The sequence below is a fragment of the Paenibacillus sp. Y412MC10 genome, assembly GCF_000024685.1.
In the GTDB taxonomy this organism is placed as follows: domain Bacteria; phylum Bacillota; class Bacilli; order Paenibacillales; family Paenibacillaceae; genus Paenibacillus_AQ; species Paenibacillus_AQ lautus_A.
In genome coordinates this window covers 3,751,545-3,778,229 of record NC_013406.1, presented here as the reverse complement: position 1 = coordinate 3,778,229, position 26,685 = coordinate 3,751,545, and the positions used below count along the sequence as shown (strand labels likewise).

Here is a 26,685-nt window from a genome sequence, read left to right as displayed (position 1 = left end):
GCCCGTTATGTTGCATTACCAATTCATGAGGGGGAGATTGATTTGAGAAAAACAGCAACTCGTCTGCTTGTTCTCATACTGATGCTTAGTTTTGTGCTTGCCGGATGCTCCGGCGGAAATGACAACCCGGGAAGCGCAGGGAAGGAAGGCGGCATGCCGGACTCCGGCGAGAAGGTAACGATCAACGTTTTTTCCCATCAAGGATCGGATATGGATCTGAAAACCAACAAGTTTACGAAAAAAATGGAAGAGCAATTCGGCATCAAATTCAATTGGACAACCGTTCCGTTTGACGGCGCGGCCGAAAAACGGCAAATCTCGCTCGCGTCCGGCGACTATCCGGATTTGTATATGCTTATTCCATGGGTAGACCGTTTCTCGCAGACGGACTTATTGAAATTCGGACAGCAGGGGGTAATCATCCCGCTGAACGACCTGATCGATGAGCATGCTCCGCACATTAAGGAAGTGCTGGAGAACAACGATTATTATAAAGCGATGAACACCGCGCCGGATGGCAACATTTACGGATTGACCGGCTTAAACGAATGCTTCCACTGCTCCTACCCGAATAAAATGTGGATCAATACGAAGTGGCTTGATCAGCTCGGGCTTGCGCAGCCGACGACGCCGGAAGAATTCAAAGCGGTTCTCGAGGCCTTCAAGACACAGGATCCGAACGGCAACGGCAAGGCGGACGAAGTGCCGCTTAGCGGATCCGTCGAAAATTTCGGCGTTCACGTAATCCCTTACCTTATGAACGGCTTTATATACAACGACGACAGAACATATCTCATCATGAAGGAGGGCCAGGTAGACACCGCCGCGAACAAACCGGAATGGCGGGAAGCGCTGGCCTACATCAAATCGCTTTATGATGGGGGGCTCATTGACCCGGGAGCCTTTACGCAAAATGCAGGCGCGTACAAAAAAATCGGGGATAACGCGGACGCACAGCTGTTGGGCGCCGGGGCCGGCATGCATCCCGCCTTGTTCCTGACGACGGGAGAAGACGCGCCGTACAGCAAGGACTATAACCCGCTTTCGCCTTTGCGAGGACCGCATGCCGATTATGCAACATTCAACTATCCGATAGATCCGGGCGCATCCTTCGTCCTGACGAATAAAGCGAGCAAAGAGGCCCAAATTGCCGCCATTCAAATGCTGGACTATTTCTACACGCAAGAAGGCGCGATGCTTTCCTACCTCGGTGAAGAAGGCAAAAGCTGGCGCAAGCCGCAGGATGGAGAAATCGCGCTGAACGATAAAGTGGAGCCGCTCTATAAAGCGATCCCGCTTGAACCCGGGGAGCAGCCCCGCAATGACAATTGGGGAGCATTAACCCAATATAACCATCACCGGGCATACCGCGATGCCGAGGTTCAGGGCACAGATATTTACGCCGATGACGGTTACGAACGCCGCCTGTACGAGGCAACGCTATTGATGGAAGGCAAGGAGCCGCAAGATATCTTCCCGCACTGGGCGCTATGGGTCGACCCGCTGGTTGCCGACGAAGCCAGCATGATGCAGACGAACATCAAGGACTATATTGACCAGAACGCCTTGCTGTTCATCACCGGTGCCAAGAGCCTGGATAAGGATTGGGATGATTACGTGAAAGGGCTGGAGGGTCTGAACATGCCGCGTTATATTGAAATCATGCAGGCTGCTTACGATTCATCGACAATATCGAAATAAACCGTGGCCCGATAAGCCCGGCTTCTTGGAGGCAGGAGTCTTTGCTCAGGACGCGGGGCTCTTGTCTTCCTTATTTTTAAAGTTCGGCGTTTAAGTGATCTTCGATTTGGGACCGTGACATCAAAAAAAGGTACAAATATGCGGAATTCGGCAATTTCTATTCTGTTATCGGATGTTGCAACAAGGTGGAATGGAGGTTGTGTTCGATGCGCATTGACGCCCATCAGCATTTTTGGAAAATCGAACGCAACGATTACGGATGGATGACGCCCGAAATTCCGGTGCTTTACCGCGACTATTTGCCTTCCGGTCTCAAACTGCATTTGCAGAGACACGGCATCGGCCATACGATTCTTGTTCAGGCTGCGCCGACGATCGAGGAAACCGAATTCATTCTGAAATTAAGCGAAACGGCCGTACGAGCAGCGCCTCGTCGATGGAAAGCGCCTTTGGGCTCGTCGGCCACGGCGGTTCCTTGACGTTTGTCGGGTTGGTAAAAAGCACGATTACCTTTAACGATCCCGATTTTCACGCGTGCGAAATGACGGTGCAGGGCAGCCGAAATGCGACGCGGGAGGACTTCGAGCGGGTGATTGCGGCCATAACCGGCGGCTGCATTGACATCGGCATTACATTACCCACCGAAGCTCGCTCGAGGACATGATCGACAACTTCGACAGCTGGCTCTTGCCGGAATCGAAGGTGATCAAGGCGTTGGTGGAGCTGAACTAGTTCAAATTGCGATAGCGGATTGGAGGAGAAGCATGACAAGTTTGAATGGCATGGAACTGAAGCATCGCTTGTGGTATAGGAAACCGGCGGCCGAATGGAATGAGGCGCTGCCGATCGGAAACGGCCGGCTGGGCGCGATGATCTTCGGCGGCACGGCCGAGGAGAAGCTGCAGCTTAACGAGGATTCGGTGTGGTACGGGGGCCCGCGCGACCGCAACAACGAAGATGCGCTGCCCCATTTGCCCGAGATCCGCAAGCTGATTATGGAAGGCAGGCTGCAGGAAGCGGAGGAGCTGGCGGCGATGACGATGGCGGGGCTGCCCGAAGCGCAGCGGCACTATGTGCCGCTCGGCGATCTGCTGCTGTCGTTCGGCCAGCATGGCCAGCTTGCCGAGGATTACATGCGGGAGCTTGATTTGGAGCGCGGTGTATCCCGCGTCAGCTATCGGATCGGCGGGATCAGGTATACGCGCGAGCTGTTTGCCAGTTATCCGGATCAGGCGGTCGTCATCCGCATCACCGCCGACAAGCAGGAGGCGGTCACGTTCAAAGCCCGGTTCAACCGCCGGAACTGGAGGTACGTGGAGAAGACGGACAAATGGGAGGCGAGCGGGCTGGTCATGCGCGGGGATTGCGGCGGCGAAGGAGGCAGCTCCTTCAGCGCCGTCTTGAAGGCGGTCCCGGAAGGCGGCGTCTGCCGCACGCTTGGCGAGTATTTGCTAGTGGACGGCGCAAGCTCGGTCACATTGCTGCTTGCCGCCGGAACGACGTTCCGGCATCCCGACCCGGAGCTTGACGGCAAACGGCGGCTGGAGGAGTTGAGCCGAGTTCCGTATGCCGAGCTGTTAGCCCGGCATGTCGCCGATTACCGCGAGCTGTACGGACGGGTCGAACTGAAGCTGCCCGAGAATCCGGACAAAGCCGCGCTCCCGACCGACGAACGGTTGAAGCGGTTCCAACACGGCGAGGAAGACCACGGCCTGATCGCGACCTATTTTCAATTCGGGCGCTACCTGCTCATTGCCTCCAGCCGGCCGGGCTCTTTGCCCGCGAATCTTCAAGGCATCTGGAACGACAGCTTTACTCCGCCGTGGGACAGCAAATTCACGATCAATATCAATGCGCAGATGAATTATTGGCATGCGGAAAACTGCAATTTGGCCGAATGCCACGAGCCGTTGTTCGAGCTGATCGAACGGATGCGGGAGCCCGGGCGGGTTACGGCCGGCGTCATGTACGGCTGCCGGGGCTTCACCGCGCATCACAATACGGATATTTGGGCGGACACGGCCCCGCAGGATACGTACCTTCCTGCTTCCTTCTGGCCGATGGGCGCCGCCTGGCTGTGCCTGCATCTGTGGGAGCATTACCGATTCGGTCAGGACCGATATTTTCTGGCGCGGGCATACGAGACGATGAAGGAGGCGGCGTTGTTCCTGCTCGATTATTTGATCGAGGACGGCGAAGGGCGGCTCGTGACTTGCCCTTCCGTTTCCCCGGAGAACCGCTATAAGCTGCCAAACGGCGAGACGGGGGTGCTGTGCACAGGGGCCACGATGGATTTCCAGATCATCGAAGCGCTGTTTGATGCCTGCATGCAGAGTGCGGAAATTTTCGGGCGGGATGAGGCGTTCCGCGAGGAGCTCGCTGCCGCCTTGAAGCGGCTGCCCAAACCGCAGATCGGCAAATATGGGCAAATTCAGGAGTGGATGGAGGATTACGAGGAAGTGGAACCGGGACATCGCCACATCTCCCATCTGTTTGCGCTTTATCCGGGCGAAGGCATGAACGTGGATTCCACGCCGGAGCTCGCCGCAGCGGCTCGGACGACTTTGGAACGAAGGTTGGCTAACGGCGGCGGACACACCGGCTGGAGCCGGGCGTGGATCATCAACTTCTGGGCACGACTGTTGGATGCCGACAAAGCTTACGAAAACGTAAGAGCGATGCTTCACCACTCTACGCTGCCTAACCTTTTCGACAACCATCCGCCGTTTCAAATCGATGGTAATTTCGGCGGCACGGCGGGCATTGCCGAGATGCTGCTGCAAAGCCACGCTGGTTTGATCCGTTTGCTGCCTGCTTTGCCTAACAGCTGGAGCGATGGGGAAGTCAGAGGGCTGCGGGCACGTGGCGGCTTCACCTTGAATTTCACCTGGACGAAGGGACAGGTTACTGAAGTGGTCGTGTCCTGCTCAGTCTCCGGTCCATGCCGTTTACAAGCACCTGGACTTGACCCTGTTTCGTTTACGGGGGAAGCCGGCCGCTCCTACATGTTCACCAAGAAAAGGGATGAGTGATCATCAAATAACTTAATAGCTCGTGATACGCATTCTTAATGAGTTACTGACCCGGCTCATAATCTAATGACTGCTGCTGGACTCCGTTTCTGTATTCACTGGGCGCCATCCTCGTCCACCGCTTGAACTGGCGGCTGAAATGCGCATTGGTCTTATATCCTAGCATCATCGCGATATGGTCCATGCTTAAATCCGTTTGCTTTAACAGCCGCTGAGCTTCGCCCAAAAGGGTTTCTGACAAGAACTTGCGAGGTGCTTTGCCGTACACTTCACGAAAGATCCGATTCACCTGCGACGGACTAAGGTTCAGCGACTTGGCGATGTCATGGATCCAGGTTCGCTCGGTCTCCTGAATTTCACCGTGAAGATGGATATATCTTACGGAGTCTTCAATTTGCTCGGCGATCTGACGGGCGATTGCTTCTTTTTTCGATAAGATGACGGATGGGGTCTGAGATAGCTGTCCGACCAGGGAGCCGAGCAGTTCGAATACGGCAGCGTGGACTCTCATCTGTTTGAAGGCCGGCAGCGGGCTGGATAAGTGCTCAGTGGCCAGACTGTAGAGTGTAGAGAGAGAAGAAGACAGTCCCTGGGCTAAAACCGAATCAGCCGGATAATAAATGTCCTTGCAGCGGTTGAGTTCTCTACAAAAGGATGTATCGTGAACGCTGAAATGGACGGAAAAGTAAGTGAAACCTTTCGGACCGGCGCCAGTGCAGGAATGCGTCATACCGGGGCGGATGAACAACAAGTCTCCAACGGACTGTTTGTACAGCTGTCCATTTACCACCATATTCATCTCTCCGTCCATCATCCAATGAATTTCGTACATGGAATGCTCGTGGGACGGATAAGTCCAGCGGGAACCCACTTTTCTTGCATGCAGCCCCAATAATTGAAAAGACATGCGAACATCGGGCAGACGGCCTAAATATACGGCTTCGGAAAACTTGGTCACAGCAAACCTCCTCGGTATGTCCTGTTTTCCAGTAACGGTTAGACTCATCTTAACAGAAAAATCATGCGTGAAAAGGGTAAATCGTCGTAGAGATTAGCGCATCGTCATAGACGATCGGTGGTGCTATGGTAGTAATATCAACCCGAAGGGGAAGAAATGGGGGCAAGCCTGAATGAGAATTATACGATTTCTGGACGGACAACAGAAGCGGCTGGCAGCCGTTACGGATGATGAAGCAGCCTATCGTCTGCCGCAGCCGGATTTTATGACTTTGATCCATCAAGCCAGGGAGCGCGGGATCTCTCCTGTCCAACTGGTTGAAAGCGCTTTTAGTCCTGCGAATGAGTTGGCTGGTGACTGGACTTCTCTGCGCCTTATCACGCCAGTGGAAGCTCCGGAGGTATGGGCGGCAGGCGTTACATATCAACGGAGCCGGGAAGCACGTAATTATGAAGCTACGGATGGAAAACTGGATGCGGAAACATTTTACGACAAAGTTTATGAGGCTGAGAGGCCGGAAATCTTTTTCAAATCCACGGCCGCCCGCACCATCGGACCGAACGAGGCCGTCACGCTGCGCAGTGATTCCACATGGCAGATCCCTGAGCCTGAGCTGGGATTGGTGCTTGGCGCAGATGGCAGCATTGTGGGATATATCGTCGGCAATGACATGAGCTGCCGCGATATCGAAGGGGAGAACCCGCTGTATTTGCCGCAAGCGAAAATATGGCGCAAATCCTGCTCCATCGGACCGGCCATCCGGCTTGCGGAAACGGTGCAGAATCCATATGCATTCAGCATCGTCTGCGAAATTTACCGCGAGGGGCGCATGGTCGTTAAGAGCGAGGCCAGTACGAGTGAATTAAACCGAAAGCTGGATGAACTGGTCTCCTTCCTGGCAAAAGACAATGATTTGTTTGACGGTACGGTGCTTTTGACAGGCACAAGCATTGTGCCGCCTAATGAGTTCACGCTTGAGCCCGGGGACCGGATTGAAATTTCAATCAGCAGTATCGGTACGCTGGTGAACCCTGTTTTATCAAACTAGTTTTTAATAAGGAGGACGTACTTCCATGATGGCATTTCAAGGAGAGCAAGTATACAGGAACTATATCAACGGAGAATGGATGAAGGCGGCGTCCGGAGAAAACGAACCCAGCATCAATCCGGCAAACCGGAATGAGGTAGTCGGGTATGTACCGGTTTCCGGTATAGAGGATCTGAACCGTGCTGTCGCAGCGGCCAAAGCAGCAGGCCGAGCCTGGCGGCGATTAACCGGCTCGGAACGCGGCAATGTTCTGTACAAGGCGGCGAATGTGCTGGAACGCCGGGTCGACGAGGTCGCCGAGGCGATGACGAGGGAAATGGGCAAAACGCTCGCAGAAGCTAAGGGAGAGACGATGCGCGGCGTCGCGATCCTTAGGTATTACGCTGGCGAAGGGATGCGAAAAATCGGCGATGTCATTCCTTCCACGGACAGCGAAGCACTGATGTTTACGACCCGTGTACCGCTTGGCGTCGTGGGCGTGATTGCCCCATGGAATTTTCCCGTAGCGATTCCGATTTGGAAGACGGCCCCGGCTTTGATATACGGCAATACCGTTGTGTTAAAGCCGGCGCAGGAAACGGCGGTCACGGCAGCCAAACTGATGGAATGCTTTGAGGAAGCGGGAATTCCGGCAGGCGTTCTCAATCTTGTATGCGGCAGAGGTTCGGTGATCGGATCTGCGCTTGCCGAGCATCCGGATGTCAACGGGATAACGTTTACAGGTTCCAACGAAGTCGGAAAACGGGTCGGCGCCGCCGCTTTGGGGCGGGGAGCCAAGTATCAGCTTGAAATGGGCGGCAAAAATCCGATCATTATCGCGGCAGATGCGGACCTGGACTTGGCAGTCGAGGCCACCATCAGCGGCGGCTTGAAATCCACCGGCCAAAAATGCACCGCCACCAGCCGGGTCATTGTTGAGCGGAAAGTATATGAAGCCTTTAAAGAAAAGCTCCTGTCGCAAATTCGGGAGATCCGGTTGGGCGACGGCATGTCTTCCGAAAGCTGGATGGGACCGTGCGCGAACGAAGGACAGCTCGAAACGGTGCTGAACTATATTCATAAAGGGCAGGATGAAGGTGCCGTGCTGCTGACCGGCGGAAAAAGAGCGGACGGTCCAGGACTTGAAGAGGGATTCTATGTCCAGCCAACCGTATTTGAGGGTGTCGAACCGCATATGTCCATAGCCCGGGAAGAAGTCTTCGGTCCTGTGCTTGCATTGATCGCGGTGGATTCCCTGGAGGAAGCCATAGAGACGGCCAATGACAGCGACTTTGGCTTGAGTGCCTCCATCTATACGCAAAATGTCGGGGCAATGCTGTCATTCATCCGGGATATGGATGCCGGATTGGTCAGGATCAATGCGGAAACGGCCGGTGTAGAGCTGCAGGCGCCGTTCGGCGGGATGAAGATGTCAAGCTCGCATTCCAGGGAACAGGGTCAAGCAGCGATCGAGTTTTTCACTTCTATCAAAACGGTCTTCGTGAAGTCATAAGCTGCGGGAGGGTGCCATGCACGATCAGATTATGTCGATAATGGGAGAGATGGACTCAAGCCGTTTCGATATTACAGCACAAGCTCCGGGGGCAGCGGGACGGCTGCCTTTAACGGATGATTTGCTGCGGAACGCTCCGAGCGGCGACTTGTTCGGCATGTCCCAGAATGTCGGAATGGGCTGGAAGCCTGGGGAATTGAACGGAAAACAGTTTCTGATCCTGAGCACGCAGGGCGGAATTCGCAATGAGGACGGCAGTCCTGCAGCCCTCGGTTACCACACGGGCCACTGGGAGGTCGGTCTGCTCATGAAGGCCGCGGCGGAAGAGATATCGGACCGCGGCGGAATTCCGTTTGCCGGCTATGTCAGCGACCCCTGTGACGGCAGATCACAGGGCACGACAGGCATGTTCGACTCGCTCCCGTACAGGAACGATGCCGCGCTCGTGTTCCGCAGATTGATTCGCTCCCTGCCGACGCGCAAAGGCGTGATCGGCGTCGCCACTTGTGACAAAGGTCTGCCGGCGATGATGTTAGCGCTTGCGGGAATGCCGCAGCTGCCGGGAGTAATCGTTCCCGGGGGCGTCACCCTTCCGCCTGTCGATGGAGAGGACGCCGGCAAAATTCAGACGATCGGCGCACGGTACGTCAGCGGCGAGCTCTCCCTGGAAGCGGCGGCGGAGCTCGGCTGCCGGGCATGTGCTACACCGGGGGGAGGCTGCCAGTTCCTGGGCACGGCAGCAACGGCCCAGGTCGTCGCCGAGGCGATGGGAATGACGGTGCCGCATGCCGCACTTGCACCTTCCGGGCAGCCGATCTGGATCGAAATGGCGCGCCAATCCTCACGCGCACTGATGGCGATGGAGTCCAATGGGCTGAGAATGGCGGACGTTGTCACCGATGCGGCGATTCGCAATGCGATGGCTGTTCATGCCGCATTCGGCGGCTCTACCAACCTGCTGCTGCACATTCCCGCCATTGCCCATGCAGCCGGTTTAAACGTGCCTGCGGTGCAGGACTGGATCCAGGTCAACAAACATGTGCCGAGACTGGTCAGCGCCCTGCCGAACGGCCCGATCTTCCACCCGACCATTCGGGTGTTTCAGGCTGGAGGCGTGCCCGAAGTGATGCTTCACCTTAGGCAGCTTGGCGTACTGGATGAGTCCGTGCTTACCGTAACAGGTACGACGCTGAGCGAGGTTCTCGACTGGTGGGAATCGTCGGAACGCCGTCATCTGCTGCGGAAGCAGCTGAAGGAGAAGGACGGGATAGATCCGGACAGTGTCATTATGAGCGTTGAGTATTCGCAGCGTCTTGGCATTACCTCTACCGTGACATTTCCAACAGGGAATATCGCTCCGGAGGGCTCTGTGATCAAATCCACATCGATCGACCCTACGGTACTGGATAACCAAGGCGTGTATCGTCACAAAGGTAGAGCAAAAGTGTTTACAACCGAACGCGAAGCGATCCGTGCAATTAAGACCGGCGGTGTTCTGGCAGGCGACGTGGTCGTACTTCTCGGGCGGGGGCCGTCAGGGACCGGGATGGAGGAGACTTACCAACTTACGTCTGCGCTGAAGCATTTGTCTTTCGGCAAATACGTATCGCTCATTACAGATGCCCGGTTTTCCGGTGTTTCCACCGGGGCGTGCATTGGCCACGTTGGCCCTGAAGCACTGGCAGGCGGGCCGATCGGCAAGCTTCGGAACGGTGACTTGATCGATATCGTCGTGGATCGCAACACGCTGGAAGGCAGCATGAACTTTGTCGGTGAAGGGGAAATCGAGGTTTCGCCGGAGGAGGGAGCTCTCATCCTTGCACAGAGGCCCTTCCATCCGGATATGCGGCCGGATGAAGCTCTGCCGGATGACACCAGGCTGTGGGCTGCGCTGCAGTCCGTCAGCGGAGGGACATGGAGAGGGAATGTGTACGACGTGGAACGGATCATAACCGCTCTGGAAGCCGGCAAAAAAGTACTGGGCTGGCACTGAAATCAACCATTTTGTACAATCATCATTTTCATACCGGAGGGAACTTAAATGAATATGATCACGAACCCCGTTCTTCGCGGTTTTCATCCCGATCCGTCCATTTGCCGGGCGGGGGAAGATTATTATATCGCCACGTCCACCTTCGAATGGTTCCCGGGTGTACGGATTCACCATTCCCGGGACCTGGTTCATTGGAAGCCGATACAATCTCCGCTTAGCCGGACTTCGCAGCTGCATATGGAGGGCAACATCGATTCCGGAGGAGTATGGGCTCCCTGCCTTAGCTATGACAACGGCGTGTTTTACCTGATTTACACGGATGTCAAAAGCCGGATCGGCGCTTTTAAAGATACCCATAATTATCTTGTGACGGCAAAGGATATCGAAGGCCCGTGGTCCGAGCCGGTATATTTGAACAGCAGCGGATTCGATCCATCCTTATTCCATGATGAGGACGGACGCAAGTGGCTGGTCAATATGATTTGGGATCACCGTAAGGGAAAGAACCGGTTCTCGGGCATCGTGCTCCAGGAATTTTCCGTTCAGGAACAGAAGCTGATAGGGCCCGCCGTTAACATATTCAAAGGCACGGAATTAGGGCTGACGGAAGCGCCGCATCTGTACAAATATAAGGATTTTTATTATTTAATAACGGCTGAAGGGGGAACCGGTTACGAGCATGCGGTGACGGTAGCACGCTCCCGCATGTTACAGGGACCTTATGAGGTCGATCCTGCCAATCCGATCCTGACTTCATACGGCAGGCCGGATTTAATGCTCCAGAAGGCCGGTCACGGCAGCCTCGTCGAGACGCACACCGGCGAATGGTACATGGCCCACCTGGTCGGCCGGCCTGTCAATGGACAATTTTGCACACTTGGCCGTGAGACGGCTCTGCAGCAATGTGTTTGGAGCGAGGACGGCTGGCTGCGGCTTGCGAGCGGTGACCGCTACCCCGAAGTTCAGGTGCCTGCACCGAAAATTATGCCACACCCTTTTGAACCGGCACCGAAAATGGACCACTTTGATCAACCCATGCTTCGGAGCGATTGGAATACGCTTCGTATTCCGCCGGACTCGACGTGGCTGAGCCTTACGGAACGTCCCGGTTGCTTGCGCCTGCGCGGCATGGAGTCAATGAGCTCGACGCACAGGCAGAGCATGGTCGCGCGAAGACTGCAGGCTTTTGCGTGTGAAGCCGAAACTTGTCTGGAGTTTGCACCGGACCATCCGCAGCAAATGGCAGGGCTGATTCTGTATTACGACACGAAAGACTATCTCTATTTACGGGTAACGTATCACGAAGAGAAGGGACTGTGCCTCGGAATCATTCAGTCCCGATACGGGATATACGACGAGCTGCTGGATGATATCACGCTGAAACCGGTGAACGGGATCCGGTTAAAGGTTGTGATCGATCATGACCGTGCCTGTTTTTACTATGGGTTACAAGATGATCCGTCCTGGCATCCGGCAGGCGGATGGTTCGATATCACGCATCTGTCGGATGAATCTCCTGAATATATCCGGTTTACGGGAACCTACATCGGTCTTTGCGTGCAGGATCTTGGCGGGACCCGGAAACACGCTGATTTTGATTATTTTGTATATAAAGAAATGTAAATGGCAAAGGCGGTATCAGACCATTAAGTGCACCCCTTAGAATAGACATTGGAATCCCCTGGCTATTCCGATGATTTCTAGGGGTGCATTTTATGATGCAAATAAAGAGCAAAATTCAAGCATTTTCAGAAGACTCAAGTAAGAAGCCATCCGGCTTCATGTGTGGGAGAAGTGGAGCTATCGACAAATCAACGAACTCGGCCACTAGCTAGCCTGGATGCATTAAGACAACACGATTTCAGCAACGCAGCAGGCGGGAAGGTGCATATCCAGACGGTTGTCCTTAATTGGAATAACCGGCATCTTTTTTATTTCGACTTGCGGGGGACGTCCGAACGCGTTGTGGCTCGTCATGGTCCCAGAAATGTAACGAACTTCTGCAGAGGAAAACGCTTGACCATCTAACACGCAAAGGAGCTGCTGGGACTCATCTGCGGACAAGTTCACTACTGTCGCGTGAACGCGGCCGTCCGCCCGTTTCGATGCGCTGACGTGCAGAGCCGGCACCTCGGCTTCGGTCGTCCCCGTCAGCTGCGGTTGTATATAGCTTTCGATCCGTGTCGAATCTTGATGCCCTTTATAGAGATCGAATACATGGTACGTCGGTGTGAGCACCATATCCTCGCCTTCCGTCAGGATGACCGATTGGAGCACATTGACCAGCTGCGCCAGATTGGCCATCTGAACCCGATCGCTGTGGGCGTTAAATATATTCAGGGACACTCCGGCGACAATGGCGTCTCGCATCGCATTTTGCTGAAACAAGAATGCCGGGTGAGTCCCAGGCTCCACCTCGTGCCAGGTTCCCCACTCGTCGATAATGATCGACACCTTCCCATTGGGGTCGTAGCGATCCATGACATGTTTATGCCGGGTAATTAATTCATCCATATACAACGCTCGGCGCAGGGTGCGATAATAGGTCGGCTTGTCGAACTCCAGAGCCGGACCTTTGCGCTCCTCGGGATATTCGTCAGATTTGTAATATCCCGGCATGGTGTAATAATGCAGAGACAATCCATCCATATTTGTGCCCGCTTCGCGCATCAAGGTTTCCGTCCAGGCATAATCGTTGCCGTCGGCACCGCAAGCAACCCTGAAAATCCGATGATTGCCGTAATTGCGAACATAAGTGTTGAATTGCTTGTACACATCGGCATAATATTCCGGCCGCATGTGCCCGCCGCATCCCCAATTCTCATTTCCGATGCCGACATATTCAACCTTCCACGGTTCGTGCCTGCCGTTCTGGCGCCTCCAGTTCGCCATTGGCGAGTCTCCGTCAAAGGTCATGTATTCAATCCATTCGCTCATTTCTCTAGGGGTACCGGAGCCGACGTTGGCGGCGATATAAGCCGAGCAGCCGATCTGCTCGCATAGATCCAAAAACTCGTGGGTGCCGAATGAATTGTCCTCCACGACGCCGCCCCAGCCTGCATTCACGATGCGCTTGCGCTCAGCACCTACGCCGTCTTTCCAATTGTAATATTCAGCGAAGCATCCGCCTGGCCAGCGCAGCACCGGCACCCGGATATGCCGCAATGCCTCCACAACGTCGGTGCGTATCCCGCGGATATTGGGAAAGGGGCTGTTTTCGTCGACATAAATGCTGCCATAAATACCTCGTCCCAAATGCTCTGAAAAATGCCCGTAAACATTTTTGTTGATTTTTCCGTACTTCCGCCCTGAATCGATGAACAGTAACGCCATAGCCTTCCTCTCCATTCGGAAAAATATATGTTGCTAGACCTGTGAACTTCCTTGCGATGTTCCATTATAGCGCTTTCATTTTAACGGTTCAACCCGATTTCATGCTCCCGAACGAGGTCGTAAAGAAATGCTAAACTTGTTGAAAACTGCGAGCATGGGGTGAGACAAAAGCGTAAACAAATGTTAGAAATGTAACAGCTCGCCTGTATTCATTCCTAAATTTCAGGGTTAAAATGAAACGTGATTCAAGGTAAAAACGATTTCAAGGGGGTTATTAGCATGAAACGAAGGGTTTACCCGAAAGTCGTCCTCATCTTAGCAACAATACTTTTAACAGGATTGATCACCGCATGTAGTTCCGACTCAAACAATCAACAGTCAACCAATCCGTCAGGAAGCAGTTCAGGCAAATCATCTGAAGGGGGAGCCACCGCAGCGGAAGGACCGTTCGGCAAATATGAAGAACCGCTTACGATTCGATTTGCCCGCGATGTAGACAACGATATGCAGGATAACATCATACCCAAAACACCTGGCGAAACAGTGGAAGACAACCGCTGGTTGAAAGCGTTCTCGGAAAAACTGGGAATCAACGTAAAATACGATTGGACGGTCAGCGGCGGGGATGCTTATACCCAAAAGGTTAACGTAACGTTGACATCCGGGGATATTCCGGACATGATCCGAGTCACAGCCGCACAAATGAAACAGATGGCTGAAGCAGATATGATCGAGGATCTCACACCGTACTGGGACGAATATGCTTCTGACCAAATGAAGGAGCTGTACGCGGTGCAAGGGCCTGCGGTCCTTCAGGCCGCTACGGTTGATGGTAAGATGATGGGGCTTGGTCCGCCGGAGGTATACGGAGACGGCGTATTTATCTGGCTTCGTGCCGACTGGTTAGAGAAACTCGGGCTTTCAGAGCCCAAAACGATGGATGATGTGATTGCAATCAGTAAAGCGTTTACCACGCAGGACCCGGACGGGAACGGGGTCAACGACACCTACGGTCTAGCAATTACGAAGGATTTGTACGGCGGAGCCATGGGGCTGGAAGGTTTTTTTGCCGGCTACCACGCGTATCCGAACATGTGGATCGATGACGGATCGGGAAATCTGGTTTGGGGCAGTACGCTTCCTGAAGTAAAGGAGGGATTGAAAGCGCTGTCTTCGATGTATAAGGCCGGTGAAATCGACAAGGAATTCGGAGTTAAGGACGGCGGCAAGGTGGCTGAGACGATAGCCGCCGGCAAGGTGGGCATGGAGTTCGGGCAACAATGGAATCCGATGTACCCGCTCATCAGCAACTATCAGAACGATCCGGGTGCAGATTGGAAAGGCTACGCCTTGGTTTCGGTGGACGGGGAACCGGTGCTGTCACCGCAGAAATTTGCCGCATCGGAGTTCTGGGTCGTCAGAAAAGGATTTTCCAATCCGGAAGCCCTGGTGAAAATGTTTAATTTGCACATTGAGTTGAACTGGGGAGAAAGCGGAGATTTCGATTATTATTATATGCCTTCCGCCAATGACAGTGTAGGCGTGTGGAAATATTCGCCGGTACAACCCTACCCGCCATTTAAAAACGTGAATGCGTTCCAGGAAATCGAGGAGGCGCGTAAGAATAAAACTTTGGATCAGCTAACCGGCGAGGCACTGTCGATTCAGAAAAATATGGAAGCCTTCAACAATGGAGAAACCACTTTATGGGGATGGCCTAAAATTTATGGGGAAGACGGCGTGTTCCAGCATAGCGTGAAGTACCTGGAGAACGACCATTTCATGCTTGAGGCGTTTGCCGGACCGCCTACCCAAACGATGGCGGAAAAGCAGTCCACACTAAAAGCGCTGGAAACCGAGGTGTTTGTCAAAATCATTATGGGCGCCACTTCGATTGATGAGTTCGACAAGTTCGTAGAGAACTGGAATACGCTTGGGGGAGCCGATATGACCAAAGAAGTCAATGAGTGGTACGCATCTGTAAAATAAGTACCTAGGACCATGAGAAAGGATGCTGCATTGATCTGGGGCATCCTTTCCCTTCCTCATTCTCATCTTAAGAAACGGGTGATTTATTATGCAAAAAAGAAGCTGGAAAAGGGAATTGCCTCTGCATGTTATGATTTTGCCGGGTTTTCTTTTTTTGCTGGTATTCAACTACCTTCCCATTGGCGGAATCATTATTGCGTTCCAAAAGTTTATACCGGCGAAAGGTTTGTTCGGCGATCAGGACTGGATTGGTCTGCGCAACTTCGAATATGTAATGAACCTGCCCAACTTCGATAACATCATGTGGAATACGTTTTATATCGCGATGATGAAAGTCATTCTAGGATTGCTTGTGCCCATTGTGATTGCGATTCTATTAAACGAGGTCCGGCATATGGCACTGAAGAGAGGAGTGCAGACCGCGATTTACTTGCCCCATTTTTTATCCTGGGTAGTATTGGGCGGAATCTTTATCGAAATTCTGTCACCGAATGACGGCTTGGTCAACCGGGCGCTTCAATCCTTCGGGATTGAACCGATCTTTTTCCTTGGGGACAATCGGTGGTTCCCAAACACCATGATTTTGACAGACGTATGGAAAGAGTTTGGATATGGAACCATCATATATCTGGCCGCGCTTACAAGCATCAATCCGAACCTGTACGAAGCGGCGCAAATTGACGGAGCGAGCCGTTGGAGGCAGACGCTTCACGTGACGCTGCCTGGGATGCAGATGGTTATCGTATTGCTTATGGTTCTTAATTTGGGGAATTTGCTGAATGCCGGATTTGACCAGATTTTTAACATGTACAGCCCGATGGTATATGAAAGCGGGGATATTCTCGATACCTTCGTGTACCGCATCGGACTGCTGGATGCGCAATTCGGGGTTGCAACCGCAGTAGGATTATTCAAGTCCGTTATCGCGCTTGTTCTCGTGTCCGTCTCCTATTACATCGCGTATAAAGTTGCGGACTACAGGATTTTCTAAGGAGGGACCGATATGCCTGTAAAAAAGAGGCTGGATTGGTTTGTTGTGTGCAATAGTATATTCTTGATCGCAGTCGGAATGTTGTGTCTGATTCCGATGATACACATCCTGGCCGTGTCATTAAGCTCCAGCGCTGTCGCTGCAACAGGAACCGTAACCTTGTGGCCGAAGGAATTTACGTTGAAATCCTATGAATTTGTCGCACATCGTTCAGCCTTTTGGCAATCGATGCTCGTTTCCCTGGAGCGCATCGCATTGGGAGGGACGCTGAATCTCGTTTTGATCGCTACAGTCGCATATCCGCTTTCGAAAGAAAAGGGAGAATTCCGGCTGCGCACCTTTTATTCATGGGCCTTTTTTATTACAATGATATTTGGGGCTGGATTAATTCCGACGTATATGGTTGTCAAGCAGCTCGGGTTGATCGACACGATCTGGGCGCTGGTCTTCCCAACTGCAATTCCTGTATTCAGTGTCATTTTGCTGTTGAATTTTTTTCGAGCAGTGCCAAAGGAACTGAGTGAGGCCGCGTTTATCGATGGTGCCGGACATTGGCGAACGCTGTGGCAGATTTACGTTCCGGTATCCTTGCCGGCTCTTGCGACCATTCTGCTATTTTCACTGGTCACGCACTGGAACAGCTGGTTCGATGGGTTAATCTATATGAACGATCCCAGCCATTACCCGATCCAGAGCTACATTCAGACGATCGTCGTTCAGCGCTCGTTAGCCACGATGACGCCGGAAGAGGCCAAGCTCATGGCGGACATTTCGGATAAGACGCTGCGTTCGGCCCAGATTTTCCTTGGAGCTCTGCCGATCATCTGCGTGTATCCGTTCCTGCAGCGTTTCTTTGTCAAAGGAATTGTACTCGGGAGCGTGAAAGGATAAACACGAAAGGCCGACCTCGTTTCCCGCAATAATAATCGTGAATAAGGGAGGGAGGGCAGATCAAGAACAGCATTTTCGCACGATTGATCGCGTCCTTCTTATTGGCGATCGTCCTAATTATTTTCTTGGGCATCTATTTGTACAATTGGAGCCTGAACACCGTAAAAAATGAAATTATTAATTCTTCGACTGCACAGGTTTCGTTCTACCTTACAAGCCTGGAGGAGGAGATCGAACGCATTAAAATTTTGCAACACGAAAGCTTGACTGATGAATACCTGGGCAAACTCGCGGTACGGTATTCCATCATGGACGAGTATGAAATCATGGAAAGCATGCGAAAGCTCCATCAGCGTCTCGTCACTATTCATAACAGCAGCTCCTACACCTCGAATGTAAGCGCACACATTTTACCGATTCAAAAAACCATTTCCTCCACCGCTACCGTAAGTCCGATCGATATGGACAAATTCGATCAGATTCGCGTTCCGGCGGGGGAAACTGGCGCGCAGCTGGTACAATACAAAAATAATCTTTACATAACCACTCTACATACCGAGAATGCCGGCTTGCCTCAAAAGTACATGATCGAGATTGAGCTGGATACGACGGCGTTTCAAGAGGCGCTGGGCCAGTTTCATACTTACGACAACAGCGGATCCTTTTTAATTGATCTCACGCACGACATCGTCATTAGCGGCAAAGGCAACGATGCAAATGTACGCTTACAAGATTTGGCGGGAAACTACCATGAACTGAAGAGCGGGAACGTCACATACAGCAACATAAACGGTCAGAAAATGTATGTGGTGTCTGTCAAATCGGATTATTTGAATATGCTCTTACTGCGTTATATTCCCCAAGAGCTCATCTTTGTGCCGCTGCGGGATTTTTATATCTGGCTGTGGGTATTCACCGGTGCAGGCGCAATGATTATGTTGTTTTACTCTATCTACACCTATAACTTAATTCACAAGCCCATGCGTAAGCTTGTCGGATCGTTCCGACACGTCGAGAGCGGAAATTTTAACGTCTCGATCCACGTAAACAGCAAAAACGAGTTCGGTTATCTTTATCAAGGCTTTAATTCCATGGTACAGAACGTATCTGCTTTGATCGAGCAGGTGTACAAGCAGAAAATTCTAAACCAGAGAGCGGAGCTAAAGCAATTGCAATCGCAAATTAGTCCGCATTTTTTATATAACAGTTTGTTTTTGATCAACACGATGGCCAAACTAGGGGACGATAATTTAATCCCGTTTACTAAGCTGCTGGGTGATTATTTTCAGTTTATTACAAGAAATGCTTCGGATTTTTTGCCGCTGCGTGAAGAAGTGGAGCACGCACGGACCTATAGCGAGATCCAGTTCATGCGTTTTCCAAGCCGGCTGACGATCCAATTTGAAGATCTTCCGGATGAGGTCAAGGAAATTCAGGTGCCTAGATTGATTCTTCAACCGATTCTTGAAAATGCATTCAAATATGCCGTGGAACAAACCAAAGTCAAAGGCTTGATCACAATGCGCTTTCAGCAGGAGGACCGCGCTTTGCGTATTATTGTAGAGGACAACGGAACGGATCTGTCGGAGTCCAAATTATCCGCGCTCCAAAAGCTCCTTAACGATACGTCCAATATCGAGACCTCAGGTCTGATTAACATTCATCGCCGGCTTCGTTTGATATATGGTGATGAACACGGCCTGTTTTTGGAACGAAGCGCAATGGGCGGCTTGAAGGTGACGCTGCAACTTGACCCGAAAGCGAGTGTGTAAGGGATGTACAGACTCCTGATTGTCGATAACGAAGAGATTATAGTGAATCATCTTTATGAAATTTTTCGAGGATTTGACCATTTGGATCTCGATGTCTATAAAGCATATGGGGGAGAAGAAGCCATTGAGTGGCTCAACCGTACAAGAATTGATATCGTGTTGACCGATATCGACATGCCCCACATTGACGGTCTGCAGCTCATGGAGGAGATTTTTCGAAGCTGGCCTCAGTGCAGAGTGATTTTTTTGACAGGGCACAGTGAATTCAGATATGTATACAAAGCGATTCAGTATCAGGATGTCAGCTATATTCTGAAGACCGAGAATATCGACAAAGTGATTCAGGTGGTCGAAGAGACCGTATCAAAAATCCGCCAGGAAATCAAAACGGAAGATCTGATCCGGGAGGCCAAAGAGCAAATAAACATAGCGCTGAATTTGTTTCAAGAAGATTATCTTCTAGGCATGTTAAAAGGCAGCCGCGGGTTACAAGCCAGCCAATCACAGTTCGAAGAATTGTCGATCCCGCTGAATGTTAAGTGGCCGGTTGCCCTGGTCGTGGGCAAGATCGATAAATTCCCCGACTCTACCGGTTATATGCAGAAGATGCAACAAATCTATGCCGTACGTCAAATCATGCATAGGTACTTAGCCACCCGTGTCAATTTTGTGATTGTGCTGGATGATAGTCGCAGATTCGTGATTTTTATTCAGCCTAAGGAGTCGTTGTCCGCTACCGGTACTGAGAATGCGGAGACGATCCTGCAGACGTTCAATAAAACAGTGTCGTTCCTTAAAGGAATATTGGAGGTCATCCAGTCGGCATGCCAGGAAAATATCGGACTTCCGATCAGCTTTACAATCGGCAGCCAAGCGGATGGATGGGAATCGGTTTCCAATAAGTATCACTCGCTCCACCACTTGCTCAATTACCGGATCGGACTCGAAAATACAGTTCTTCTGATCGACGATGCGGTTAGTCATGATGAACCCGATGAGGCAGGCAACGTTCAGGGTTTGAAGGAAGAGGATCTCGAAGGAGAAAGGCTTGGGCGGGTGCTTAAGTCCAACGATCTTTCGCTTATCGAGCAATATCTGGAGGCAGGACAAAGGAGTAAGTATTTTGAAGCCTTGGAGCTGCTTCTTGGTCCGATCAGAGACGTTCGCACGAAAAATAATGCTTTTGCCCAGGAAATTTATTACACCGTGTCCCTGTATTTGATGTCCTATATCAATCGATGGGCACTCAATGAGAAGATTGAAGCTCAGTTGGGTCAAAACAGACTGATGCGGATCGATTTTTTTGACAGTTGGAGCGAAGCTTCCTTATATTTGACGGAGTTATCGTCTGTGTTGTTCGACATGCAAAAAGTAGAGCAGAAAAAACGCGCGGATCATATCATCGATTTTTTGCAGGAATTCATTCGGAATCATTTGGATGAAGACCTGTCTTTGGTGCGATTGGCGGAACAAGTATATTTGAATCCGTCATATTTATCCCGCATCTACAAACAGGAAACCGGAAACAATCTGACGGAGTTTATCGACTCCACCCGTCTTATGCAAGCGAAGCGTTTACTTCATAGCGAGAATCTTCGAGTCGGTGAAGTTGCCCGCCGTGTGGGCTACGAAACCGCATCCTCTTTTACTCGTTTTTTCAAAAAGGCTACCGGCTGTTCACCGCAGGAATACAAGGAAAAGCATATGATTCAAAAGCCATAGCCGGCCTGCCAGGCGGGGTGGATAGAGCTGTTGCTTCTCATCTACTGTGTCCCATTTCAATTCCTGACTTAAAGAGATCCAGTCTGCCGTTCAAATGAGCGGGATCGACAAATTGATTGCGCAACTGCCAAATGGGTTGTCGTCTGCCGTCGGAGAAAACGGCTCTAATTTTTCCGAGGTCAACGCTGTTGCGCGGGCGCTGATTCGAAACATGCCGATTCTTATTCTTGACGAGGGCACCTCGGCTGCGGATATGCAGACTGCTATCGTAAGAGGGAACAGAAGCTAGCTTACTCGACAACCATGAGAAATTACTATTTTGTCGGGCACAAGAACATAATCCCATTAAAAGTCGCTAATTTAGCGGCTTTTTTTTCGGTACAAGTTCTTGGCCCGAGCCAAGGACAAGAACATTGTCCGGTTGCCGATTAGATAAGTTTCTAACTACGATACCATGCAATTTCATTATGCTAACGGGCAGGAAAGCGGTGCGCTATGCCGAATACCTAGTTTTAAGTTGATTTTCCTGTAAGGTAATGGTAAATCAACACAAAGGTGCGATAGCCTCTGTTTGTGAAAGTTTATGAGTACCGTTTGACGGAAGTGAGGAGTATTTGGATATTCAGGTAAACCAATGATCAAATAGATTCAGGACAAAAACCAGCATATTAAATAGGAGCGTTCATATGGGAGATAAACTGAACTGGGCCGGGAATTATCGCTACTGTTCGATGGAGTTGCTTGAGCCTAAAAGTCTAGAAGAAGTTAAGGACCTAGTTGTTAGCCGCACAAGCATACGCGTGCTTGGCTCGCGCCATTCTTTTAACGGGATTGCTGACACCGGGGGCAGCCATCTTTCGCTTCGAAAGATGAATCGGGTAATCGATCTCGACCGTGTACAGAGAACCGTAACCGTCGAAGGTGGCATTCGGTATGGCGATCTGTGCCGCTATTTAGATGATCATGGCTATGCTTTGCATAATTTAGCATCGCTGCCGCACATCAGCGTGGCAGGCGCCGTTGCGACAGCCACGCACGGCTCGGGCGATCAGAATGCAAGCCTGGCGTCTTCTGTACGTGCTATCGAGCTAATGAAATCGGATGGAGAAGTAACGGTACTCACGCGCGGGATAGATCCCGAGTTCGATGGGGCGGTTGTCGGACTCGGCGGACTTGGAGTCGTCACAAAGCTTAAACTGGATTTAGTACCCTCGTTTCAGGTAAGTCAGACCGTATATGATCGTCTTCCTTTTTCTGCACTGGATCATGGCATAGACGAAATTTTATCTTCCGCATACAGTATCAGCTTGTTTACGGATTGGGCAGAGCCCATATTCAATCAAGTGTGGGTAAAACAAAAGGTGGGAATAAACGGGGAGGATGAGATATCTCCAGAGTTCTTCGGGGCTTTGCCAGCTCCGAAAAAACGGCATATGGTAACTGGCCAATCTGTAGAGAGCTGTAGCGAGCAGCTAGGCGCTCCTGGACCATGGTATGAACGGTTGCCTCATTTTCGCATGGAATTTACCCCCAGCGCGGGCAACGAACTGCAAAGTGAATATTTCGTTCCGAGGCGTCATGCGGTCGAGGCAATGCGTGCGCTAGGTAAACTGCGTGATAGAATTGCGCCTCTGCTCTTTATCTCCGAGATTCGAACCATTGCATCGGATACCTTTTGGATGAGCCCATGCTACCGGCAAGACAGTGTTGGTTTTCATTTTACATGGAAGCCGGATTGGGAGCGCGTGCGCCAATTACTTCCGCTTGTAGAACGTGAACTCGAACCGTTTGGAGCACGCCCACATTGGGCGAAACTGTTTACGATGGAGTCGGAAATGATACAAGCTCGGTATGAGCGGTTAGCTGATTTCCGTCAGCTACTACTTCGATACGATCCAATAGGGAAGTTTCGAAATACGTTTCTGGATCATTACATTATGCATTGATGTTAAGGATTAATCACCATTTTAGAAAAAGTGATCTAATGGAATGAAACAAAAATGTTAATTTTTTGCATTCGTTAAGACCTCCACCACTGGCAATATAGGGTTGGAGGTTTTTGGTTAGAAACAGAATATATATTCCGTTAACTTCTTCAATAGTTAAGGAAAGGGGAAACGTATGGATATAGAATGTATCTCAGAAATGATAGATACAGGTTGGCTTCGTACCTTATCAAACAACTATCTTCACTCTGAAAAAGGAATCGTTACGAACTGGTCCTGCAATTCGATCGGTGCGGTTGACATTGGATTTGACACTTCTTAAGAATAAAAGTGCAACCTTTGTTTGGGAATTCATGTTCACACGCTCCACCTATCAGACAGCCGATATGATAGAGCAGCATAAACTCCTTAATGAAGTCGCACGTCTCGTGGGCCAAGGTATCATACTGACGACCATTGCATAGAAGTTGGAGCCAATCAACGCGGAGAACCTGCGTAAAGCGCACGTTCTTTTGGAGACAGGCCGGACAGTGGGTAAAATCGTTCTGCAGCACTTTTAAGATAGTGAAGTATACGAACTAACTTGGGACTGTCTCGATGAAGTTTATCTGATATTGGGAATCAAAGGGCGGGATAAAAATTTGTTTTGATGAACTAGAAGTAGACTTGGAAAATAGACTAGAAGAACGTAACAGAAATCCTCAATGACTAAAACACAAACCTACTTAATAAGTTAACGGGCAAAATTGTTTAATTTACTATCCTCCATTTTACTAAAGTTGTATTCGGTCTGGCCCAGACTGTTCATATCAGCAATCTATGAGAAACATGGCCTGCTTTTGGATGATAAAATGTAGGCATAAGGAGGCTGCATATGGGACGTATAATCCTGATGATGAATGTGACACTGGACGGTTGCTGTGACCACACGCAGGTAATTGCGGATGAGGATCTCCACCAGTATACGATGGACTTGATGGACGAGTCTGATGGTCTGCTTTTCGGACGTGAAATCTACCAGTTGATGGAAAGTGCTTGGCCATCCATTGCCAGCAGCGGCGACGGACCTCAGTTCTTGGTCGACTTCGCACGCAAGCTCGATCGGAAACCCAAGTACGTCTTTTCGCGGACGCTGGATCACGTGTCGTGGCAGAACTCTTTCTTGTTGAAAGGGCCTGTTTCCGAGGAGGTGCCGCGACTTATGGCTGAAGGGAAGAACCTAGTCGTTAACGGCGGTCCCGGACTCGGGTCCACCCTGGCACAACTAGGCTTAGTGGATGAGTATCACTTTCTGGTGCAGCCCATCGTTGCCGGACATGGCCCCCAATTATTGGGGGGAGTTCGTGATCGACTGAATCTGAAGCTGACCGAGACCAAGCCTTTCGGCTCCGGCGTCGTGGTGCTCCACTACACGCCCGTTCGATAACAATGCCTGGCTGATCACCGCGGCTTGGCACTGCTATACGAGCCAAAATACATTTGTCGGCTGCTTCGTTTATATTACAAGGAGCAAATTCAGAGGGGAATACTTGGTCTGGCTGGAAACTGAAAATTGGAGGGCGTTATTGAAATGGCTAAACTGATCTACGCAGCAAACGTATCTTTGGACGGTTACATTGAGGACGAACACGGCAATATCGAGTGGACGATCTCCGATGACGAGGTATTTGCGTTCTGGACTGACTTCGAGCGGCCGATGGGCACCTACCTATACGGGCGCCGAATGTACGAGTCGATGGTGTACTGGGAGACGGCGAGCGCCAAGCCCAATGATCAACCAGAGGTAATACGGGAATTCGCACAGATTTGGCGAACAGCTAAGAAGATCGTGTTCTCCCGGACACTTCTGGCGGTTTCAAGCGCCAGGACTAGGATCGAGCGCGAATTCGATCCTGAAGCGATCCGGAGGCTGAAGGAGTCTTCAGGAGCCGATATCACGATTGGCGGCCCCGAGCTTGCTGGGGAGGCGATGAGAGCGGGACTGATCGACGAGTGTCATCTGCTTCTTAATCCGATCGTCTTGGGTGGAGGTAAACGAGCATTGCCGGACAACCTCTGCATGCGGCTCGAGCTGCTCGGTGAGCGCCACTTTCCAAGCGGCGTTGTTCATCTTCACTACCACATGATTGTCTGACAACGACGCTAGAGTGAATACAAGAGATGTCTTGTTATCAGATACCGGTATGGCGATAGGCTGATATAAACAAAGTCGCACAATGTGCGGCTTTTTATTGTGCTTAAAATAATCAATAAGCATCACATTGGCAGGAACGATCACAAACCCATGATGACCTTGTTATTCGTAATCATGTCTATCGTGCTCGATGTCTGCAGGGCAAGAGGATTGTTCTTTAACGACAGTAAGACGAATGACCACAGCGTTGTCGGCAAACTGGCTGTGGCGAAGGGAATGGCTTCATTGCCAACGATATATACCTGGATGATGTTCATACCGTACAACACGTGAGCAAGCAGCTCCTCACCGCAGCACAGCAAGCGGAAGAGCGGACATTCTGTATTGCAATAGGCCATGTAGGCGTGTACGGAATTCGTACGGCAGAAGCGCAGAAAAATCCATTCCGGAGCTCCATAAAAGAGTAGAGTTTGTCAGGATCAGCGATCTGGTCAGAGAGCATTCAAGCTGGCGGCCTGATCCGCTGCGTGCGTACTAGGGCAAGCAAAATCGAGAACGGGAGGTGGAATCGGATTGCTGTGACGCCTTCGTATAATACTTCACGCATGACGAAGACCCTGCCTGTATAATTCAGGTGGGGTCTCTTCATATGAATTAATATATAGGCGTACCCCACAGAGCTTATTGATCAATGGTCTCCAAAACAACAGCCTTATCAAAATCTTCTCTTTCGCAAGTTTAGCGTAATAAAATAAATGATATCCGTAGGCTGCTGTACGTATCGCGCTTCTCCGATGCGGCATTAGACTATATCAGGACTTCAGGGCGAATGCCTTGAACCTACAAATGTCTAGTCTTCAGTAGGAGGATATATCTGTGCCGCTCAAAAAATATGTTACCCCGTTGGCCATTCCCCCGATTCAAATGCAGAAGCTCCGCTGAGCCAGGGGTACCTATTACGAAGCGAAAATGAAGCAGGTCAAGCAAAAGCAGTACCGGAATCTGCTACCCTTTTAAGGAGGAAGTCGGTTGAGCATGAGTAGAAATGAACGTATTTGCGGAAGGTTTGCCAAAATCATTGGAGGAACTCCCGGATTTGCAGGCGGAAAATGCGTCGCAACCATTTCGCGGAATCGAGTAAAGGCAACGATTTTAAAGAAAAGGTTTATGTTAACCTCATCATTCTCGTTTGAATCGTTAAATGCTGTGACTGGTAGAGCGTTGTGTTTGGGAAGAGTTGCCCTGTTGCAAAAGGAAACGGATCGGTTTATCGCAAGCCTTCTTAAACAGGACATCATCGTTTCGTCCATTCATAACGAATGGCTGTTCGAGCGCCCCAGATTGATCTATGTCAACATCGAAGCGGTACAAAAGCCGCTCATTTTCGCCAGAAAAGTCAGAAGAGCGCTTGACTTGCTGTAACCACTAGGCTCGCCTCCGCTTGGTCAGTTTAGCCGTGGTGGCTACTAGATTCACCATATAATTAAAATCCAACTACACCGAAGCGCGTGGTACCGCTTTTTAGTTGTTCTAGAAGGGGGAAGAGCAAGTAAAGCCACCTGCAATGCAAGCGGCCTTCGCTCTACCTGTTCAGGACAGAAGACTGAGAGTTGAAGGATCATCTGTCCCAGTTTTGTACCCGTCTCACATACACTGCCTCATGTGGCCTTGCAAGCAATAAAA

18 protein-coding genes and 3 pseudogenes are annotated in these 26,685 nt (G+C 51.0%); 19 read left to right on the top strand and 2 right to left on the bottom strand.

The annotated features are described in order from the left end of the window. Positions 1-42 precede the first annotated feature (42 nt). The 4 genes and pseudogenes from GYMC10_RS16245 to GYMC10_RS16230 all read left to right on the top strand — a co-directional run bounded on the left by GYMC10_RS16245 (position 43) and on the right by GYMC10_RS16230 (position 4,733). Positions 43-1,701 (top strand): ABC transporter substrate-binding protein, encoded by a 1,659-nt coding sequence (locus tag GYMC10_RS16245; protein ID WP_015735507.1) that lies wholly within the window; start codon positions 43-45, stop codon positions 1,699-1,701. A 206-nt stretch (positions 1,702-1,907) separates the two neighbouring features. Then, a pseudogene (locus GYMC10_RS16240) lies at positions 1,908-2,111 on the top strand (amidohydrolase family protein); the annotation flags it as partial. Between the two features lie 26 nt (positions 2,112-2,137). Then, positions 2,138-2,365, top strand: a complete 228-nt coding sequence (locus GYMC10_RS16235; protein ID WP_144374251.1) for a hypothetical protein — start codon at positions 2,138-2,140, stop codon at positions 2,363-2,365. A gap of 100 nt (positions 2,366-2,465) precedes the next feature. After that, positions 2,466-4,733, top strand: coding sequence for a glycosyl hydrolase family 95 catalytic domain-containing protein (locus GYMC10_RS16230; RefSeq protein ID WP_015735506.1), 2,268 nt, complete (start codon positions 2,466-2,468; stop codon positions 4,731-4,733). A gap of 43 nt (positions 4,734-4,776) precedes the next feature. Here the strand turns inward: GYMC10_RS16230 and GYMC10_RS16225 are convergent, their stop codons facing one another. Further along, positions 4,777-5,691, bottom strand: a complete 915-nt coding sequence (locus tag GYMC10_RS16225) for a helix-turn-helix domain-containing protein (RefSeq protein ID WP_015735505.1) — start codon at positions 5,689-5,691, stop codon at positions 4,777-4,779. A 172-nt stretch (positions 5,692-5,863) separates the two neighbouring features. Here GYMC10_RS16225 and GYMC10_RS16220 point away from each other — a divergent pair, with 172 nt between their 5' ends. The 4 genes from GYMC10_RS16220 to GYMC10_RS16205 are packed head-to-tail and all read left to right on the top strand — an operon-like array spanning position 5,864 to position 11,847. Continuing rightward, positions 5,864-6,739, top strand: coding sequence for a fumarylacetoacetate hydrolase family protein (locus GYMC10_RS16220; protein ID WP_015735504.1), 876 nt, complete (start codon positions 5,864-5,866; stop codon positions 6,737-6,739). Positions 6,740-6,764: 25 nt separating this feature from the next. Continuing rightward, the gene (gucD, locus tag GYMC10_RS16215; RefSeq protein WP_015735503.1) at positions 6,765-8,231 is read left to right on the top strand and encodes an alpha-ketoglutaric semialdehyde dehydrogenase GucD; all 1,467 of its coding nucleotides are present in this window, start codon (positions 6,765-6,767) and stop codon (positions 8,229-8,231) included. 16 nt (positions 8,232-8,247) lie between these two features. Further along, positions 8,248-10,224 carry a YjhG/YagF family D-xylonate dehydratase gene (locus GYMC10_RS16210; RefSeq protein ID WP_015735502.1) on the top strand — a complete coding sequence of 659 codons (1,977 nt, stop codon included), beginning with the start codon at positions 8,248-8,250 and terminating at the stop codon, positions 10,222-10,224. 48 nt (positions 10,225-10,272) lie between these two features. Beyond that, positions 10,273-11,847, top strand: coding sequence for a glycoside hydrolase family 43 protein (locus GYMC10_RS16205; RefSeq protein WP_015735501.1), 1,575 nt, complete (start codon positions 10,273-10,275; stop codon positions 11,845-11,847). A 222-nt stretch (positions 11,848-12,069) separates the two neighbouring features. On the opposite strand, the gene GYMC10_RS16200 is transcribed toward GYMC10_RS16205, so the two are convergent. Beyond that, positions 12,070-13,557 carry an alpha-N-arabinofuranosidase gene (locus tag GYMC10_RS16200; RefSeq protein ID WP_015735500.1) on the bottom strand — a complete coding sequence of 496 codons (1,488 nt, stop codon included), beginning with the start codon at positions 13,555-13,557 and terminating at the stop codon, positions 12,070-12,072. A gap of 279 nt (positions 13,558-13,836) precedes the next feature. On the opposite strand from GYMC10_RS16200, the gene GYMC10_RS16195 reads away from it, so the two are divergent. The 11 genes and pseudogenes from GYMC10_RS16195 (at position 13,837) to GYMC10_RS16145 (ending at position 26,424) form a co-directional block, all read left to right on the top strand. After that, on the top strand, positions 13,837-15,546 hold the full coding sequence (locus GYMC10_RS16195) for an extracellular solute-binding protein (RefSeq protein ID WP_015735499.1): 1,710 nt from the start codon (positions 13,837-13,839) through the stop codon (positions 15,544-15,546). A gap of 88 nt (positions 15,547-15,634) precedes the next feature. Next, positions 15,635-16,537 (top strand): ABC transporter permease, encoded by a 903-nt coding sequence (locus GYMC10_RS16190; RefSeq protein ID WP_015735498.1) that lies wholly within the window; start codon positions 15,635-15,637, stop codon positions 16,535-16,537. Positions 16,538-16,549: 12 nt separating this feature from the next. Next, entirely contained in the window at positions 16,550-17,428 is an 879-nt protein-coding gene (locus tag GYMC10_RS16185) for a carbohydrate ABC transporter permease (protein WP_015735497.1), read from the top strand. A 326-nt stretch (positions 17,429-17,754) separates the two neighbouring features. Next, positions 17,755-19,200 carry a sensor histidine kinase gene (locus GYMC10_RS16180; RefSeq protein ID WP_235201639.1) on the top strand — a complete coding sequence of 482 codons (1,446 nt, stop codon included), beginning with the start codon at positions 17,755-17,757 and terminating at the stop codon, positions 19,198-19,200. Positions 19,201-19,203: 3 nt separating this feature from the next. Further along, positions 19,204-20,922, top strand: coding sequence for a response regulator (locus tag GYMC10_RS16175; protein ID WP_015735495.1), 1,719 nt, complete (start codon positions 19,204-19,206; stop codon positions 20,920-20,922). Positions 20,923-21,608: 686 nt separating this feature from the next. Next, a complete protein-coding gene (locus GYMC10_RS16165) occupies positions 21,609-22,868 on the top strand; it encodes an FAD-binding protein (RefSeq protein WP_015735494.1) in 1,260 nt (419 codons plus the stop codon). A 302-nt stretch (positions 22,869-23,170) separates the two neighbouring features. After that, positions 23,171-23,428 (top strand): annotated as a pseudogene (locus GYMC10_RS33040) (zinc-binding dehydrogenase); the annotation flags it as partial. A gap of 314 nt (positions 23,429-23,742) precedes the next feature. Further along, complete coding sequence (locus GYMC10_RS16160; RefSeq protein WP_015735493.1) at positions 23,743-24,294, top strand: dihydrofolate reductase family protein; 552 nt, start codon at positions 23,743-23,745, stop codon at positions 24,292-24,294. Positions 24,295-24,438: 144 nt separating this feature from the next. Next, positions 24,439-25,002, top strand: coding sequence for a dihydrofolate reductase family protein (locus GYMC10_RS16155; protein WP_015735492.1), 564 nt, complete (start codon positions 24,439-24,441; stop codon positions 25,000-25,002). 150 nt (positions 25,003-25,152) lie between these two features. Next, a pseudogene (locus GYMC10_RS33320) lies at positions 25,153-25,469 on the top strand (divergent polysaccharide deacetylase family protein). Positions 25,470-26,037: 568 nt separating this feature from the next. Beyond that, positions 26,038-26,424, top strand: a complete 387-nt coding sequence (locus GYMC10_RS16145) for a DUF1259 domain-containing protein (protein ID WP_041622196.1) — start codon at positions 26,038-26,040, stop codon at positions 26,422-26,424. The last annotated feature ends 261 nt before the right edge of the window (positions 26,425-26,685 follow it).